The organism is Pseudoduganella rhizocola, from assembly GCF_045984285.3.
Lineage (GTDB): Bacteria > Pseudomonadota > Gammaproteobacteria > Burkholderiales > Burkholderiaceae_D > Rugamonas.
Genome location: NZ_JBJQIK030000007.1, coordinates 272,968 through 289,435 on the forward strand (window position 1 = coordinate 272,968; position 16,468 = coordinate 289,435).

Here is a 16,468-nt window from a genome sequence, read left to right on the forward strand (position 1 = left end):
TGATTTCTATAATTAGGGTCCGTCCCCATTTTCACTGCCAGCCCCAGAGGGACCGATATCCATGCGTGCCACGCATTGATTCAGCGCACGATCGAGTACGCGCCCCTCTGTAAGACGAAATTGGGGACGGACCCTAATTTGTATAAATAGGGTCTGTCCCCAATTAAGACATCCCCAATTAAGACATTACAAGCCGAGCTGGGCGGTAAGGGCGGCGATCTGGGCGCGCCACTCGGCTTGCATTGCCGGTTTCTGGTGGCGGGGTTTGCGCGCGAGGTCGTCCGCCAGCAATTGCTCCAGCTCGCACAGGCGGTCGAGCGCCTGTTCTTCGCTGCCGGGCGCTTGCTTTGGCGTCGGCGCGGCAGCCGACTGGCCGGGCGCTGCCGGCGCGGCGCCGCCCAGCCGGCGGTAGGCGTCCGCCGCATCCTGCCACTGCTCCAGCTTCCCTTCATGGACCACCCAGAAGCGGTTGCAGCCCTGCTCGATCAGGTCGCGGTCGTGCGACACCAGCAGGCAGCCGCCTTCGAAGCCTTGCAGCGCTTCGGCCAGCTCGCGCTTGCCGTCCATGTCGAGGTGGTTGGTCGGCTCGTCCAGGAACAGCAGGTGGTAGCTGGCCAGCGACAGCGCGAGGAACAGCAGGCGCGCGCGTTCACCGCCGCTCAGGGTGCTCACCTTCTGGTGATGGCGGCTGTACGGGAAGCCCGCTGAAATCAGCGCCTGCTTGCGCGCCGTGTCGCTGCGCGCTTGCTCCGACAGCGCGGCGAACGGATACAGCGCATCCGGCAGCGTGGCGTCGTCGGCCAGCTGTTTCAGGCTCTGGTCGTAGTAGCCGATGCTGGCCGCCGGGTGATAGCGCAGCCCCTCCTCTTCCGCTTGCGCGCTGATCGCGCTCCAGCATTGCCGCAGCAGCGAGGTCTTGCCCGCGCCGTTCGCGCCCAGCAGCGCTACCCGCTCGCCCGGACGGATCACGAAGTGCTCCACATCGAACAGCGCCGGCAGCCCTGGCGCCGCCCGCACCGGCAGGTTTTCCAGCGCCAGCAGCTGCCCCGCAGGCAGCGCTTTGCCGCGCAGCGCCAGCCTCCACGGGGCGCCTTGCGTAACGAAGGACTGTTCGTCCTTCAGCCGCTCGGCGCGCTTCTGGATGGTCTTGGCCTTGCGTGCGAGGTCTTCGTTGTCGTACACCTTGCCCCATACCGCGAGCCGGTGGCTGCTGGCTTCCAGCCGGTCGATTTCCTTCTGCTCGGACGCGCGGCGCGCCGCTGCCGCTACATCTGCTTCGGCCAGCGCACGCTGCGCCTCGCTGCACGGCAGGTCGAAGCTGTACAGGCGCTTGTCGCGCAGGATCCAGCTTTTTTTCGACACGTTGTCCAGCAGGCGCTGGTCGTGCGATACGAGGATGAAGGCGCCGCGCCATCCCGCCAGGAAGCGTTCCAGCCACAGCAGCGACGGCAGGTCGAGGTGGTTGCTCGGTTCGTCCAGCAGCAGCACGTTCGGTTCGTGCAGCAGCGCGCGCGCCAGCAGCAGGCGCGTATGCTGGCCGCCGGACAGCGATTTCACCGGCACCTGCGCCGTCTCGGGACTGATATCGAGTTCGGCCAGCAGGCTGTCGATGCGCCACGCGTGCTCCGGCTCATGGTCAATAGCGGATTGCAGCGCTTCATACAGGCTGGCTTCCGCCAGCGCGGGCGGCAGATGCTGCTCCACGTGCTGCATGCGGCAGGCGCGCGCGAAGTGGACGATGCCGCCGCCCGCTTCGCGCGTGCCGCTCAGGAGTCCTAGCAGCGTGGATTTGCCGCAGCCGTTATGGCCGATCAGGCCGATGCGGTCGCCCGCGCTGAGGGTAAAGGAGAGATCCTGGAACAGCAGCCCTTCATGGGCTTCCAGTTGCAGTGCTTGTGCAGAGATAAGGGTAGTCATGGCTCTTGTCATTTCGTGCGGACGAACGCATCCGCGTTAACAAAAGCGCTAACGACAACGGCGAGCCAGAAGCGGCTACAGGGGCTTTGTTTAAAGGTGCTCTGGCCTGGTTATCGCAGCGCGATACGTTGAGGACAAGAGCCGGCCGATATGCCAAACAGACGCGCGATCCAGTTACCGCACTTCATAATTTCCATATTAGCCTCCTTTCTTTTCAAGGTTGGTTCAATGATGCGCCGCCGTCAGGAACAGCACGATGCACACGCCCAGTGCAATCAGCAGCACTTGCGGCACCGTTTCCTTCAGCGTGGCGCGGCGCTGCATCTGGGGCATCAAATCGCTCACGGCGATGTAGATGAAGCCCGAGGAAGCAAACACCAGCACATATGGTATCAGATGCTTGGCGCTGTCCAGCGTGTAGTAGCCGAGCAGGCCGCCCGCCACCGCCAGCAGGCTGCATAGCAGGTTGTAGACGTAGGCCCGCGTGCGCGAAAAGCCCGCGTTCAGCAGCACGATGAAGTCGCCGATCTCCTGCGGGATTTCGTGGGCGATGATGGCCACGCCGGTGACAATGCCCAGCTGCGGGTCGGCCAGGAAAGCGGCCGCGATCAGGATGCCGTCCGTGAAGTTGTGCATGCCGTCGCCGACCAGGATCATCCAGCCGGCGCGCCCCGCTTCGTGCTTGTCATGCCCGTGCGCGTGATGGTGGCCATCGCCTTCGTGGTGGTGCGAGTGGCGCAGGATGGCCAGCTTTTCCAGCATGAAGAAGGCCAGCAGGCCAGCCAGCAGTGCGGCGAACAGGCTGTGCGTGTCCGCGCCCGACTCGAAGGCTTCGGGCAGGGCGTGCAGCAGCGATGTCGAGAGCATGATGCCCACCGACAGGCTGACCATGCGTTCCACCATCTTCGACAGCAGCGTGAACGAGAACACCGCTGCGGCGGAGATGCTGATAACGCCGGCCAGTGTGGTGGCCAACAGGATGGAAATAAGTACCGGATCGATTTTGAGACCTCTTACAGGCGTGCCCGTGGTGCGCGCGCAGCGGCGCGCAAACCGGACATTTTACCGTCCGGAGTGCGCTTTTGCAGAATTAGCTATAAAAATCAGGCGACGCCGTTCGCTTTGAACCAGGCCAGTGCCCGCGACCAGCCGTCGCGCGCATCGGCTTCGTTGTAGCTTGGGCGGTAGTCGGCGTGGAAGGCGTGGCCGGAATTCGGATAGATGTGGAAGGTGGATTTGCTGCTGCCCCTGGCCAGCGCTTCCTTCATCTTTTCCACCGTATCCAGCGGAATGCCGCCGTCCTTGGCGCCGTACAGCCCGAGCACGGGCGCCTTCAGCGCCGGGGCGATATCGACCGGATGTTTCGGCTGGTTGGCCGTCACCTCGCCCACCAGGCGTCCATACCAGGCCACGCCGGCCTTCACCGCAGGATTGTGCGCAGCGTACATCCACGTGATGCGCCCGCCCCAGCAGAAACCGGTAATACCCAGCTTGCTGGTATCGCCGCCATTGGCCTTTGCCCACGCGACGATGGCGTCCAGGTCGGACATCACCTGCGCATCCGGCGTTTTGGAGATGATGTTCTTCTGCAGTTCGGCGATGCTGGGCTGGTTCTGCGCGTCGCCCTGCCGGATGAACAGCTCGGGCGCCAGCGCCAGGTAGCCCTGATGCGCGAAGCGGCGCGCCACATCGGCAATGTGTTCATGCACGCCGAAGATTTCGGAGATCACCAGGATGACGGGAAGCCCGGTCTTGCCTGCGGGCTGGGCGCGGTACACCGGCACGTTCTGGCCCGCGATATTGACCATCACTTCGCCGGCCGTCAGGCCTTCAAGGCTGGTCTGGACCACCGTCTGCGCCTGCACCGGCAGCACGGCGGCTGCGAAGCCGGTGCCCAGTGCCGCTTTGAGGAAACCGCGGCGGCCGAGTCCTTCGGACTCGCCGATCAGGCTAAGAGCGTCTTTGTGCAGGTCGTTCATGCATCTCCTCCATCGATAAAGGTTAGTGTGCTTCGTCCCAATTACGGCCGACGCCAACTTCGGCCACCAGCGGCACTTTCAGCGTTGCGACGCCTGCCATCAGCTGCGGCAGCTTCTCGCGCACCAGCGCCAGTTCCTCGTCCGGCACTTCCAGCACCAGTTCATCGTGCACCTGCATGATCATGCGCGATTTGAGGTTTTCGTTTTCCAGCCAGCCCTGCACCGCAATCATGGCCAGCTTGATCAGGTCCGCTGCCGTGCCCTGCATCGGCGCGTTGATTGCGGCGCGCTCGGCGGCCTGGCGGCGCGGGCCGTTCGGGGAGTTGATCTCGGGGAGCCACAGGCGGCGGCCGAATACGGTCTGCACATAGCCCTTGGCTTTCGCTTCCAGCCGCGTTTCGTCCATATAGCGCTTCACGCCGGCGAAGCGGGCGAAGTAGCGCTCGATGTAGTTCTGCGCCGCCGTGCGGTCGATGCCGAGATTCGCAGCCAGGCCGAAGGCGCTCATGCCGTAGATCAGGCCGAAGTTGATCACCTTGGCATAGCGCCGCTGTTCGCTGTCCACATCGGCCGACGGCACGCCGAAGATTTCGGCGGCGGTGGCGCGGTGGATATCCACGCCCTCGGCGAAAGCGCGCAGCATGTTTTCGTCCTCCGAGATATGCGCCATGATGCGCAGCTCGATCTGCGAGTAGTCGGCGGAGACAATGTGGCTGCCCGGCGGCGCAATGAAGGCTTCGCGGATGCGGCGCCCTTCCGCCGTGCGGATAGGGATGTTCTGCAGGTTCGGGTCGTTCGACGCCAGGCGCCCCGTCACCGCTACCGCCTGCGCGTAGTTGGTGTGCACGCGGCCGGTGCGCGGGTTGATCATCTTCGGCAGCTTGTCCGTGTAGGTGGACTTGAGCTTGGCCATGCCGCGGTATTCCAGCAGCACTTTGGGCAGGGGATAATCCTCGGCCAGCTTCTGCAGCACTTCCTCGTCGGTTGATGGTGCGCCGCTCGGCGTTTTTTTCACTACCGGCAGCTGCAGCTTGTTGAAGAAGATTTCGCCGATCTGCTTCGGCGACCCGAGGTTGAAGGGCTGCTCGGCCAGTTCATAAGCTTTCTGCTCCAGCTCCTGAATGCGCGCGCCCAGTTCATTCGACTGGGTTGCCAGCAGGCCGGCGTCAATCAGCACGCCGTTGCGTTCGATCTTCTGCAGCACCACGGCAGTCGGCAGCTCGATGGTGTTGTATACCGAGGTCAGGCCTTCGTCGCCGCTCACATGGCCGTGCATTGCAAGGTGCAGGCGCAGCGTGATGTCGGCATCTTCCGCCGCGTATCCCGTGGCGCGCTCAATGTCCACCTGGTCGAAGCAGATCTGTCCCGCGCCCTTGCCGCACACCTCTTCATAGGCGATGGTCTTGTGGTTCAGGTGGCGCATGGCCAGGCTGTCCATATCGTGCGAACGGTGCGACTCAAACACGTAGGACTGCAGCAGCGTGTCGTGCACGATGCCGCGCAGGTTCACGCCATGGTTGGCGAAAACGTGCGCGTCATATTTGAGGTTCTGGCCCAGTTTTGCCTTCGTCGGATCTTCCAGCCAGGGCTTCAGCTTTTCCAGCACCAGTTCGCGCGGCAGCTGTTCCGGCGCGCCGGGGTAGCGGTGCGCCATCGGGATGTAGCAGGCGATACCCGGTTCGGTCGCCAGCGAGATGCCGACCATTTCGGCCATCATCGGTTCCAGCGAGGTGGTTTCGGTGTCGATGGCGGTCAGCTCGGCGGCGGCCACGCGCGCCATCCAGCCGTCCAGCTGCGCTTCGGTGAGCACGGTGTCGTAGCTCACGGTGGCGGGGCCGGCGGCGAACATGTCGCCGGTTTCGCCCGGCGCGGCGGAAGGCGCGGCGGCGGCGGAGCCGGTCGGCGCAGCGGGCGTGAGGCCGCCCAGTTCGCGCAGCAGGGTCTTGAAGCCGTATTGCGTGAAGAAGGCCAGCAAGCGCTCACGGTCCTCTTCCTTCGCCACCAGCGATTCCGAAATCGACATCATGTGCCTGGTGAGGTCGCAATCGGTCTTCACCGTAATCAGCTTGCGGCCTTGCGGCAGCCATTCCAGCGTGTTGCGCAGGTTCTCGCCCACGGCGCCGGTGATCTTGTCGGCGTTGGCGATGATGCCATCCAGGCTGCCATACTGGGTGAGCCATTTCACCGCGGTTTTGGGGCCGCACTTCGGCACGCCGGGCACGTTGTCCACGGTGTCGCCGATCAGGGTCAGGTAATCGATGATGCGGTTCGGCGGCACGCCGAACTTGGCCAGCACGCCTGCCTCGTCCAGCTTCTCGTTGGTCATGGTGTTGATCAGCGTGACCTTGGACGTGACCAGCTGCGCCAGGTCCTTGTCGCCGGTGGAGATGATCACCTCCATGCCATGCTTTTCGGCTTCCACCGACAGGGTGCCGATCACGTCGTCCGCTTCCACGCCGTCCACCATCAGGATCGGCCAGCCCATGGCGCGCACCGCCTCGTGGATAGGCTCGATCTGCAGCGACAGGTCGGGCGGCATCGAGGCGCGAGTGGCCTTGTACTCGGGGTACATTTCGTCGCGGAAGGTCTTGCCCTTGGCGTCGAACACACAGGCGATGTAGGCCGCCGGGAAGTCGGCACGCAAGCGGCGCAGCATGTTCACCATGCCGTGCATGGCGCCGGTGGGGTGGCCATCCTGGCTGCGCAGGTCGGGCAGCGCATGGAAAGCGCGGTACAGGTAGCTGGAACCGTCAACCAGCAGCAGAGTTTTTTGCATAAATGACCATGAAACGGCCGGGAGCGGTCTGCGGCCCCGGCGCGGGAATGAGGTGAATTGCCCATTATCGCAGAGTTTTTATGCCCCCTGCGCGTCGCGCATTCCGGCCGAATCAGAGCAGGAACGTGTCAGTTTGTTACAATGGGCCATACGACAAAATGCGTCTACCACCGAGGCCAATATGCGCACCCTGACCAGCACCACCCTCCTCATCCTGTCCCTCGTGGCGGGCGCGGCTCACGCGCAGACGCAAACCCCGCCCAAGCTCGATACCATCGACGAAACGGACACGCCCATCACCGTGACCACCAAACCCGGCCGGGAACGCCCCATTACCGAAAAACGGGAAAACGGCATGATCACCGAAAGCACTGTCGGCAGCGGCCCGGGCGCCTATAGCGTCAAGGCGCGCAAGACCAACAGCACCGCCCTGCCCGGCGACGCCAGTGGCAGCGGCGTGCGCGGCCCGCAGTGGACGGTGATGGAATTCGACATTGCGAAGAAGCAGAAGCAGCGCAGCGAGGCGCAGGCCAAGGCCGAAGAGGATCTCGAAGCGCCGCCTGCGCCGCCGGCGCAGCCTGCAGAGAAACGCTGACCGGGCCCCGGCATATGCCGGGTCGACTGAACCTTTACTGATTTCCCATGGCAGTTTTTACCTCGGTCACACTGGAAGACGTGGACCAATGGATCAAGCAGTTCCCCCTCGGCCGGGCCCTGGCGCTGAAAGGCATTGCCTCCGGTATTGAGAACACCAATTATTTCCTGACGACGGAGCACGGCGAGTATGTGCTCACTATCTTCGAGAACCTGAATTTCGAGCAGCTGCCCTTCTACCTGGAGCTGATGCGCCACCTCGCCGCGCGCGGCGTGCTGGTGCCGGCGCCGGTGCCCAACGCGCAGGGCCAGCTCTGCGTGGCCCTGCACGGCAAGCCGGCAGCCATCGTCTCTAAGCTGGAAGGCAGTTCGCAGATGGAACCGCAGCCGGTGCACTGCGCCGCCGTGGGCGCCATGCTGGCGAAAATGCACCTGGCGGGACGCGACTTTCCCCTGCACCAGCCCAACCTGCGTGGCCTGGGCTGGTGGCACCATGCCGCGCCGGCCGTGATGCCGCACCTGAGCCCCGCCGAAGCGGACCTGCTGCGTGCCGAAATGCATTTCCAGGATGCTTGGGCCGGTTCCGACACCTACAAGCGCCTGCAGCAGGGCCCGGTGCACGCAGACCTGTTCCGCAACAACGTGATGTTCGACGGCGAACGCCTTACCGGCTTCTTTGACTTCTACTTCGCCGGCTGCGATACCTGGCTGTTCGACGTGGCCGTGACGGTCAACGACTGGTGCATCGACCTCGCCACCGGCAAGCTGGATGAAGCGCGCGTGCGCGCCATGCTGGACGCCTACCATGCCGTGCGTCCCTTCACTGAAGACGAAAAGCACACCTGGCAGTGCGCGCTGCGCGCCGGCGCGCTGCGCTTCTGGCTGTCGCGCCTCTACGACCTGCACAAGCCGCGCGAGGCCGAGCTGCTCACGCCGCACGACCCCACGCATTTCGAGCGTATCCTGCGCGAGCGCATCGCCGTGCATCCACCGGTGCTCTTCGCATGAACAAGCTGCCTGCCATCGCTGGCTGGGAATGGATCAAGCAGGGCTTCGGCCTGTTCCGCCAGCAGCCGGGCGGACTGTCCACCCTCTTCCTCGGCTATATGTTCATCCTGCTGTTCTGCAGCCTGATTCCGCTGCTGAACCAGGTGCTGCCGGTGATCCTGGTGCCGATTTTCTCCATCGCCTTCATGCGCGCCTGCGCCTTCATCGACCAGAAGAAGCGCATCCACCCTGCACTGCTGGTGGCCGGCTTCCAGAAGCCCGCCTTCCCGCAGCTGTTCGCGCTGGGCATGCTGTATCTCGCCATGGCCGCGCTGGCGATCGGCGTGTCGATGCTGGCCGATGGCGGCATGCTGTTCCAGCTGCTCAGCGGACAAGTGGAGGCCAACTCGCCGGAAGTGCGCAATGCGAACATCGGCAGCGCCATCCTGCTGGCGGCCCTGGTCTACCTGCCGGGCGCCATGGGCTTCGCCTTCGCCGCGCCGCTGATCTACTGGCAGCGCATGTCGCTGGGCAAAGCGGTGTTCTTCAGTTTCTTCGCCGTGCTGCGCAGCCTGAAGGCCTTCGCCATCTTTGCCATGAGCTGGTTCGGCATCACCGTGCTGGCCACCCAGTTCCTGCTGCTGATTTTCGGCCGCAGCCAGTTCGTGATGATGCTGCTGATGCCGGTGTCCGTCATCCTCACCGTGGTGCTGCACTGCTCCTTCTATGCGGCCTACCGCCAGATTTTCGGCCAGCCGGAGGTGGACACGGCGCCCGCGGAACCGCAGCCGGAAACGCCGCAGGAATAGGCCTGCCGGTATAATGGAGGGATGCAGAATCTCCTCCAGAACCTCAATCCCGAACAACTCGCCGCCGTCACCCTGCCGCCGCAAAATGCCCTGATCCTGGCAGGCGCCGGCTCGGGCAAGACGCGCGTGCTGACCACCCGCATTGCGTGGCTGATCCAGACCGGCCAGGTATCGCCGGCCGGCGTGCTGGCTGTTACTTTTACCAACAAGGCGGCGAAGGAGATGCTGACGCGCCTGTCCGCCATGTTGCCGATCAATACACGCGGCATGTGGATCGGCACCTTCCACGGCCTGTGCAACCGCCTGCTGCGCACCCACTACCGCGATGCCGCCCTGCCGCAGTCCTTCCAGATCCTGGACACGCAGGACCAGCTGTCCATGATCAAGCGCCTGCTGAAGGCGAACAATATCGACGACGAGAAATACCCGGCCAAGGAGGTGATGTATTTCATCAACGGCGCCAAGGAACAGGGCCTGCGGGCGGACAAGATCGATCCTTACGGCCCGGAGGAACGCAAGAAGGTCGAGCTGTACCAGCTGTATGACGACCAGTGCCAGCGCGAAGGCGTGGTCGATTTCGCCGAGCTGCTGCTGCGCACCTACGAGCTGCTGAGCAGGAACCAGCCGCTGCGCGAGCACTACCAGCAGCGCTTCCGCCACATTCTCGTGGACGAGTTCCAGGATACGAACAACCTGCAGTACAACTGGCTGAAGCTGATGTCCGGCCACGGTTCGCAATACGGCGGCGCGCTGTTCGCGGTGGGCGACGACGACCAGAGCATCTATGCCTTCCGCGGCGCGAACGTTGGCAATATGTCCTCCTTCGAGCACGAGTACCAGGTGAAGAACCTGATCAAGCTGGAACAGAACTACCGCTCGCACGGCCACATCCTCGATGCGGCCAATATGCTCATCGCGAACAACAGCCGCCGCCTCGGCAAGAACCTGCGCACGGACGCAGGCCACGGCGAGCCGGTGCGCGTGTACGAAGCCAGCTCGGACCTGCAGGAAGCGCAGTGGATCATCGAGGAAGCGAAGAACCTGATCGCCGAGGGCGCCGCGCGCCGCGAGATTGCGGTGCTGTACCGTTCCAATGCGCAGTCGCGCGTGATCGAGCATGCGCTGTTCTCGGCGGGCATTCCCTATATGGTGTATGGCGGCCTGCGCTACTTCCAGCGCGCCGAGGTGAAGCACGCCATCGCCTACCTGCAGCTGATGGATAACCCGCATAACGATTCGGCCTTCCTGCGCGTGGTGAATTTCCCCGCGCGCGGCATCGGTGCGCGCACGCTGGAGCAGCTGCAGAACGCGGCGGAGCAGTACGGCATTTCGATGTACGCCGCGGTGCCTTATATGGTGGGCAAGGCCGGCACTTCGCTGGGCGCCTTCGTCAAGCTGATCGAAGGCCTGCGCTTCGAAACGCAGCAGATGGCGCTGCCGGAACTGGTGCGCATCGTGCTCGAAGGCTCAACGCTGCTGCAGCACTACGCGAACGAGAAGGAAGGCGCGGACCGCATCGAAAACCTTGAACAGATGGTGAATGCGGCCACGCAGTTCGTGTCCGAAGAAGGCTTCGGCCAGGGCGCGCCCGCACACCTGGGGCCGCAGGCGCAGGCGCAATCCGGCGCTGCCATCATCAATGCCGACGGCATCGAGATCCTGGACGCGGATGCGCCGCTGGCCACCGTGATGTCGCCGCTGTCGGCCTTCCTGGCCCACGCTTCGCTGGAAGCCGGCGACAACCAGGCGCAGGCCGGGCAGGACGCGATGCAGCTGATGACGGTGCACTCGGCCAAGGGCCTGGAATTCGACAACGTCTTCATCACCGGCCTGGAGGAAGGCCTGTTCCCGCACGAAAGCAGCTCGAAGGAAGACGGCGGCGTGGAGGAGGAACGGCGCCTGATGTATGTGGCGATCACGCGTGCACGCAAGCGCCTCTATATGTGCTTCTCGCAGACGCGCATGCTGCACGGCCAGACGCGCTACAACACCAAGTCGCGCTTCTTCGACGAACTGCCGGAAGAGTCGCTCAAATGGCTGTCGCCGAAGGTGCAGGGGCACTGGTTCGCCAACAACAGGAAATCGGCCTGGGACGATGTGGCGCTGGCCGGCGGCACCGACAATGCCATTGCCCAGCGCATCGCGCAGAAGTCGGGCGGCAGCGGCTGGCGCATCGGCGAATCGGTGGCGCATGCCAAGTTCGGCGAGGGCGTGATCGTCAATATCGAAGGCAGCGGCAGCAATTGCCGCGCCCAGATCAACTTCGGCAGCTTCGGCATGAAGGTGCTCGACCTTAGCGTCGCCAAGCTGGAACGGCTCTGAGCCCGGCAAGAAAAATGCCCGCACCGGCTGGTGCGGGCGAAAGAAACGCCAGGATAGCGCTCTAAGGGACGGTAGGGGCGCAGCGCTTAGCCGGCCTTTGGCTCCACCGGCACGGCCTGGCCGCTGCGGATGGCCTCTTCAATCAGGTCGCGCGTGGCGCGGTCGGCTTCGCGGCTGAGGCGGCCCTGCTCGCGGCCCATCTCGCCCATCTTGCGGCCCAGTTCACGCATTGGCTCGCTGGCGACCTTCATTTTCTCCTGCAGCGCGCGCATCTGCTCGCGGTTCGGTTCCATCTTCGCGTGTTTCGCGGCCAGCTCGCGGGCGGCCTTGTTCAGCTCTTCCTGCATCGGGCCCAGCTTGGCCTGCAGCTCGGCCATCTGCTTCGACAGCGCTTCACGGCGTTCGGCGCTGTCTTCGGTTTCCATGCGGCGGCCCAGGGCTTCCATCTGGCGGCCGATACGCTCCATCGGGCGGGACAGGGCGCGCATCTGGCGTTCCGTTTCACGTGCGGCATCGTGTTCCGCGCGGCCCATGTCATTGGCGCGCATCTGCTCGCCCAGCTCGCGCATCTTGTCGCCATGTTCGCGCATGATGTCGCCCTGCTTCTCCATTTCGGCGCCCAGTTTTTTGGACTGCTCCCAGGCCGCATTGGCCTTCGCCACCAGGGCCGGATTCTGCACCAGGTAAGATTTGCCGTCCTTGCGGAACCAGATGAAGTCGCCGCTCACGCTGCCTTGCAGGCGCTTGATCTCTTCCAGGTCGCCACGGTCGGCCGAAACCTTGATGCGCTTTTCGCCGCTGCGCACCAGGGCGTAGGAATCGCCGCGGTTGCTCATGCCGGAGAAGATGGTGCCATCGAAGGAGAAGCCGTCACGGTGGCGCGGCATGGGCGGCGCCGGTGGTGCGGGCGGTGCCGGCGGCACTGCATGGGCCGCATACATTGGCATCGGCGGTGCGGCAGGTACCGGAGGCAGTGCCGGGGTTGCCATTGCCGCAGGTGCAGCTGGCGCCGCCGGTACGGCCGGAACGGCCAGCTTCGGTGCGTTTGGCGCTTTCGGGACCGGGGCCGGCGGGGCTGGCGGCGCAGGCGGTGCCGGCGGAGCAGGCGGCACATCGTCATCGGCGGCCGAAGAACCGGACATATCGGCGGCGGCACGGGCCGCGTCGGCGGCGTGGCGTGCCGCCTCGGCGGCAATGCGGCCGGCTTCGGCGCCGGCTGCGGCGGCTTCACGGCCCGCAGCGTCGGCATCGCGGCTGGCGGCCGCCGCCTCCTGGCTGGCGGCCGCCGCTTCACGGGCGGCCGCAGTGGAATGATTGCTGTCGCCGGCGACCTGCATCGCCTTCGCAGCGGTTTTCTGGGCCGCGCTGGCGGCATCGGCCGCTTCGGCGACCAGGGCCGGGTTGGCATGGGCATAGAACACTGCGCAGGCGGCAAAGATGCCGAGCAGCGGCGCTGCCATTTTCCAGCTCAGGGGCTGGGCGTCAGGGCGCACCAGGCGTTTGATACGGGACATGAGATCTCCTCCGTGTGCCGCGGGGGCAAAATGTGAGGTGGTGAACTGGAACTTGTCCAGTTCGGAAAGTGCAAGGGCCAGGCGCCGCGGTTCGCCGAGCATGCTTGCGGCCAAATCGTCTGCAATCTGTTCCCGTTCGATGCGGATGCGCTGCGACAGCTTCCACACGACGGGGTGGTAGAACAGGAGAATCTCGATCGCGCTCTGGACCAGATTCACCAAATAATCGTGGCGCTTGATATGGGCCAGCTCATGGGCCAGCAGCGCTTCCAGCAAATGGGGCGGCATGCCGGTGACGAGGGAAGCGGGCAGCAGCACGATGGGGCGCCAGATACCGGCCGTCATCGGGCCTTCCAGGTCTTCCTCGGACACGCCGAGGCGGATGGTGCGGGTGATACCGAAACGCTGCGCCAGCCGTTCCAGCGTGACCTGCCACGCTGGATCCGGACGGAAATGGCCTGCCAGCGTGCGCTCGCGCACCCACTGCAGCCCCATCGAGAGACGCAGGGTCATCAGCGCGGCGCCTGCCGCCCACAGCAGCACCAGCCAGGGAATCTGGCGGCGCAGAACATATTCCCAGTTCGTCAGCTGGTCGGGATCGAGCAATAAGGGCACGCCCTGCTCGGCCAGCGGCAGCACGGCCGCCGCGTTGGCCAGCGGCTCCAGCAGGGGCGTCGCCGCGCCGCCGTTCAGCGCATCGGCCACGCGCCACACGATGCTGGCCAGCGGCAACAGGGCCGCCAGCAGCAAGGCGCCGCAGGCCACGGCATAGCGCGTCTGGGGCTGGGCATTGCGCAGCAGATGCAGCGCCAGCGAAGCCGCCCAGCCGATCAGCAGCCCCTGCCACACAAAGTGCAGCAGCGACCAGCCGATGGCGGGTACCAGTGCGTTCAGCAGTGTATTCATGGCAGGGCTCCAGAGTTAGTCAATGTAGAATAATTGATCTAGAACTTCGTGTCTAGAATTTTTTTTCTACATTCCGACGCGGCGATCCGACAGGACTGACTTTAGCAACTCGGGAGCTGGGGAAGAGGCGGTTTTGCGACGAACTGCCGCAATCGCGGAATAAACGGCGAATTGCCGCGACAGCCGCATACTGACACCATGGGGTCAGGCACTCCGTGTCAGTATGACAAGCGGTGCCTGACCCCAAGGTGTCAGTACATGACGACGGAGCGGATGGATTCGCCGCGCTTCATGAGGTCGAAGCCCTCGTTGATCTGGTCGAGGCTGAGCTTGTGGGTGATCAGGTCGTCGATGTTGAGCTTGCCGTCCATGTACCAGTCGACGATTTTCGGTACATCGGTGCGGCCGCGGGCGCCGCCGAAGGCGGAACCCTTCCATTCGCGGCCCGTCACCAGCTGGAATGGACGGGTCGAGATCTCCTGCCCTGCCGCCGCCACGCCGATGATGATGGACTTGCCCCAGCCCTTGTGGCAGCACTCCAGCGCCTGCCGCATCAGCGTGGTGTTGCCCACGCATTCGAAGCTGTAGTCGGCGCCGCCGTCCGTCAGCTGGATGATGTGGTCCACCACGTTTTCCACGCCGTTCGGATTGATGAAGTGGGTCATGCCGAATTTGCGCGCCATTTCTTCACGGCCGGGATTGATGTCCACGCCGATGATCTTGTCCGCGCCCACCATCTTCGCCGCCTGGATCACGTTCAGGCCGATGCCGCCCAGGCCGAACACCACCACATTGGCGCCCGCCTCCACCTTGGCCGTAAACAGGACGGCGCCCACGCCCGTGGTCACGCCGCAGCCGATGTAGCACACCTTGTCGAAGGGCGCGTCTTCGCGGATTTTGGCCAGCGCAATCTCCGGCACCACAATGTAGTTGGAGAAGGTGGAGGTGCCCATGTAGTGGAAGATCGGCTTGCCGTCCAGCGAGAAGCGGCTGGTGGCGTCCGGCATCAGCCCGCGGCCCTGCGTGGAGCGGATGGCCTGGCACAGATTGGTTTTCTGCGACAGGCAGAATTTGCATTGCCGGCATTCCGGTGTGTAGAGGGGGATGACGTGGTCGTCCTTCTTGAGGCTCTTGACGCCCGGCCCCACATCCACCACCACGCCCGCGCCTTCATGGCCCAGGATGGCGGGGAAGATCCCTTCCGGGTCGGCGCCGGACAGGGTGTAGTAATCGGTGTGGCAAATACCGGTGGCCTTGATCTCGACCAGCACCTCGCCTTCGCGCGGTCCGCCGAGTTCCACTTCTTCAATCGTCAGCGGTGCGCCCGCTTTCCATGCCACTGCTGCCTTGGTCTTCATCGCATTGTCCCGGTTGATGTGATAAAGCCGACATCATAGCAAGCCGGGAAACAATGCGCGTAGCGTTCCTTACGCTGCGGCAGCTTCGTGCTGCGCGTCCAGCTCCAGCAGGAAGCAGACCGCCTGCCACAGCTGGCGCGGCGAGGTCCACGGTTTGGGCAGGAAGGCATGCGCTTCGTGGTGCAGGTCGGGATGGCGCGCCGAGTACAGCAGCACCGGCGTGTGGTCGTCGCGCGCACGCAGGCTGCGGATCAGGGCCAGGCCGTCGCCGTCCTGCAGGTCGGGATCGAGCACGATCAGGTCATAGTGGTCCCCGGCTATGGCCACGGCGGCATCGCCCAGGGTGCCGGCATGGAATACCTGGGTTTCCGGCACAATCAGGGTGGACAGGATCAGTGCCGAGGTCTCGTCGCGGTCGACGTGCAGCACACGGGGAATATGGCGCGCCTCAGCGGCAGCGGGATGGATGGCGTCAATCAGGTTCATGCGGGTCTCCGCGCGAGGCATATCCTCGCGGACTGGAACAAGTTGGAATGCTTGTCGGCGGAGCTGGGCCGAAGGGTGCGTGCAGCGCGGGGAAAGGGGCGGCTGCGGAAGACGTGCAGGGCGAGTCTAGGCCACCGCAACTGTTTGCAGTGTACCTCAACCAGTACCGAGAGGAAACTCTATTTTTTCAGGCGTGCGTTGAACGCGGCATGCAAACTGTTCAACGTTTCTTCGGCGGCAAGCAGCTGGTCTGCCACTTCATTGACCTTGCGGCGGTTGGAGCGCGCATGGTCGCGCAGCACCTCGAAGGCGGTGTTGCGGTCAGTCTGGAACTTGCACATCAACAGGCCCACGGCCAGGCTGGTTTCGCGCCCGGCTGCCAGCGCCGCGTTCAGGTTCACTTCCGTGCGGCGCAGCTGGCGGATTTCGTCGGCGCGCGCCAGGCCCGCCTCGAACGCGGGCATCAGTTGTTTTTCGTCGACAGGTTTCACGACGAAACCCACTGCCCCGTAGGCAGCGGCCTGTTTGCTGGCATCGCTGTCGCCGCGCCCGGACAGGAACATGAAGGGCACCGAGGTGTTGCGGTTCAGCTGCTTGGCCAGCTCCAGGCCGGACATGCCGGGCATGTGGATGTCCAGCATGGCGAGGTCGGGCTCGCGCTCGGACACCATCTTCAGGGCCTGGTCGGCCGAGTTGGCAATGGCTGTCTCATAGCCAGCGTGGCCGAGCAGCTCGCCGAGAAACTCGGCCAGGATCTGGTCGTCGTCCACGATGAGCACATAGCGTTTGACCGGAGCAGCAGCGTTCATATGTCGATGCC

General features: G+C 64.4%; 12 protein-coding genes. 4 read left to right on the top strand and 8 right to left on the bottom strand.

The features are described from left to right. Positions 1-186: 186 nt before the first annotated feature. The 4 genes from ACJRPG_RS17305 to polA all read right to left on the bottom strand — a co-directional run bounded on the left by ACJRPG_RS17305 (position 187) and on the right by polA (position 6,672). Positions 187-1,917, bottom strand: a complete 1,731-nt coding sequence (locus ACJRPG_RS17305; RefSeq protein ID WP_408001338.1) for an ABC-F family ATP-binding cassette domain-containing protein — start codon at positions 1,915-1,917, stop codon at positions 187-189. Between the two features lie 225 nt (positions 1,918-2,142). Continuing rightward, the gene (locus tag ACJRPG_RS17310; RefSeq protein WP_408001352.1) at positions 2,143-2,895 is read right to left on the bottom strand and encodes a ZIP family metal transporter; all 753 of its coding nucleotides are present in this window, start codon (positions 2,893-2,895) and stop codon (positions 2,143-2,145) included. Between the two features lie 125 nt (positions 2,896-3,020). Further along, on the bottom strand, positions 3,021-3,896 hold the full coding sequence (locus ACJRPG_RS17315; RefSeq protein ID WP_408001339.1) for a dienelactone hydrolase family protein: 876 nt from the start codon (positions 3,894-3,896) through the stop codon (positions 3,021-3,023). Positions 3,897-3,918: 22 nt separating this feature from the next. After that, a complete protein-coding gene (gene polA, locus ACJRPG_RS17320; RefSeq protein WP_408001340.1) occupies positions 3,919-6,672 on the bottom strand; it encodes a DNA polymerase I in 2,754 nt (917 codons plus the stop codon). Positions 6,673-6,853: 181 nt separating this feature from the next. Between polA and ACJRPG_RS17325 the strand changes: the two genes are divergently transcribed. Genes ACJRPG_RS17325 through ACJRPG_RS17340 form a run of 4 tightly spaced genes read left to right on the top strand, consistent with a single transcriptional unit; the run spans position 6,854 to position 11,384 of the window. Beyond that, positions 6,854-7,267: a hypothetical protein gene (locus ACJRPG_RS17325; RefSeq protein ID WP_408001341.1), complete on the top strand. Its 414-nt coding sequence runs from the start codon at positions 6,854-6,856 to the stop codon at positions 7,265-7,267. A 47-nt stretch (positions 7,268-7,314) separates the two neighbouring features. After that, positions 7,315-8,274 carry a homoserine kinase gene (locus ACJRPG_RS17330; protein WP_408001342.1) on the top strand — a complete coding sequence of 320 codons (960 nt, stop codon included), beginning with the start codon at positions 7,315-7,317 and terminating at the stop codon, positions 8,272-8,274. Next, positions 8,271-9,062 carry a BPSS1780 family membrane protein gene (locus tag ACJRPG_RS17335; RefSeq protein WP_408001343.1) on the top strand — a complete coding sequence of 264 codons (792 nt, stop codon included), beginning with the start codon at positions 8,271-8,273 and terminating at the stop codon, positions 9,060-9,062. Before ACJRPG_RS17330 ends, ACJRPG_RS17335 begins: the two co-directional genes overlap by 4 nt. A gap of 21 nt (positions 9,063-9,083) precedes the next feature. Then, positions 9,084-11,384, top strand: a complete 2,301-nt coding sequence (locus ACJRPG_RS17340) for a UvrD-helicase domain-containing protein (protein ID WP_408001344.1) — start codon at positions 9,084-9,086, stop codon at positions 11,382-11,384. An 86-nt stretch (positions 11,385-11,470) separates the two neighbouring features. On the opposite strand, the gene ACJRPG_RS17345 is transcribed toward ACJRPG_RS17340, so the two are convergent. From ACJRPG_RS17345 to ACJRPG_RS17360, 4 genes are all read right to left on the bottom strand, one after another. Then, complete coding sequence (locus ACJRPG_RS17345) at positions 11,471-13,804, bottom strand: M56 family metallopeptidase (protein ID WP_408001345.1); 2,334 nt, start codon at positions 13,802-13,804, stop codon at positions 11,471-11,473. A 251-nt stretch (positions 13,805-14,055) separates the two neighbouring features. Continuing rightward, positions 14,056-15,162, bottom strand: coding sequence for an S-(hydroxymethyl)glutathione dehydrogenase/class III alcohol dehydrogenase (locus ACJRPG_RS17350; protein WP_408001346.1), 1,107 nt, complete (start codon positions 15,160-15,162; stop codon positions 14,056-14,058). Positions 15,163-15,231: 69 nt separating this feature from the next. Then, complete coding sequence (locus ACJRPG_RS17355) at positions 15,232-15,648, bottom strand: response regulator (RefSeq protein ID WP_408001347.1); 417 nt, start codon at positions 15,646-15,648, stop codon at positions 15,232-15,234. A 179-nt stretch (positions 15,649-15,827) separates the two neighbouring features. After that, positions 15,828-16,457, bottom strand: a complete 630-nt coding sequence (locus tag ACJRPG_RS17360) for an ANTAR domain-containing response regulator (protein ID WP_408001353.1) — start codon at positions 16,455-16,457, stop codon at positions 15,828-15,830. Between the last annotated feature and the right edge of the window lie 11 nt (positions 16,458-16,468).